At 72.5% G+C, this 978-nt stretch carries 1 protein-coding gene and 1 pseudogene; both read left to right on the top strand.

The annotated features are described in order from the left end of the window. The coding region (locus ACFQ4O_RS17830; RefSeq protein WP_378777757.1) for a tetratricopeptide repeat protein at positions 1-642 on the top strand (642 nt) is incomplete at its 5' end. A 4-nt stretch (positions 643-646) separates the two neighbouring features. Continuing rightward, positions 647-978: pseudogene (locus ACFQ4O_RS17825) on the top strand (4-(cytidine 5'-diphospho)-2-C-methyl-D-erythritol kinase); the annotation flags it as partial.

The raw sequence follows: 978 nt of genomic DNA, 5'->3' as shown, positions 1-978 counted from the left end.
GTCGCGCCGGCGCCCGCCGCGCCGGTCGCGACTGAGCCGAAGCCTGCGACTGAGCCGAAGCCTGCGACTGAGCCCAAGCCTGCGGAGACGGCGGCCGCCGCGCCCACGGGGCCGACCCGCGCCGACTGGTCGCTGTTCTACGTGCGGGGCATCGCCTATGAGCGGGCGAAGGACTGGCCGAGGTCTGAGGCCGACCTCAAGACCGCGCTCGAGCTGTTCCCCGACCAGCCGCTGGTGCTGAACTATCTCGGCTACTCCTGGATCGACCAGGGCGTCCATCTGGACGAGGGCATGAAGATGATCCGCCGCGCGGTCGAGCTTCGGCCCGACGACGGCTACATCGTGGATAGCCTCGGCTGGGCGCACTACAAGCTCGGCCAGTACGACGACGCCGTGCGCGAGCTGGAGCGCGCCGTGGAGCTGCGCCCGCAGGACCCGGTGATGAACGACCATCTCGGCGACGCCTACTGGAAGGTGGGCCGCCGGCTGGAGGCCGGGTTCCAGTGGAGCCACGCCCGCGACCTTGGGCCCGAGCCGGACGTGCTGAAGGCGATCGAGGCCAAGCTGAAGAGCGGCCTTCCCGACAAGCCGGCGACCAACGCCGCCGACGGGGAGACGGAGACCAAGCCCAACGGCGGCTGACCGGGTGGCGTCCTCCCTCCTGCGCGAACGCGCCCCGGCCAAGGTCAATCTCACGCTGCATGTGCTGGGGCGGCGCGACGACGGCTTTCATGAGCTCGACAGCCTCGTGGCCTTCGCCGGCTGCGCCGCGGACCTTCTGACGCTTGTGCCCGGCCCCGTGCTGTCGCTTGCGACCTCCGGTCCGTTCGCGCAGGCGGCGGGACCGGAGGAGGCCAATCTGACGCTGACGGCGGCGCGCGCGCTCGCCGCCCGGGTGGAGGGCCTCGTCGCCGGCCGGTTCGAGCTCGTCAAGCGGGTGCCCGTGGCGGCGGGGCTCGGCGGCGGCTCGGCGGACGC

This window comes from Methylopila musalis (assembly GCF_042679725.1).
Taxonomy (GTDB): Bacteria; Pseudomonadota; Alphaproteobacteria; order Rhizobiales; family Methylopilaceae; genus Methylopila; species Methylopila musalis.
This window is presented reverse-complemented; position numbering and strand designations above follow the sequence as displayed.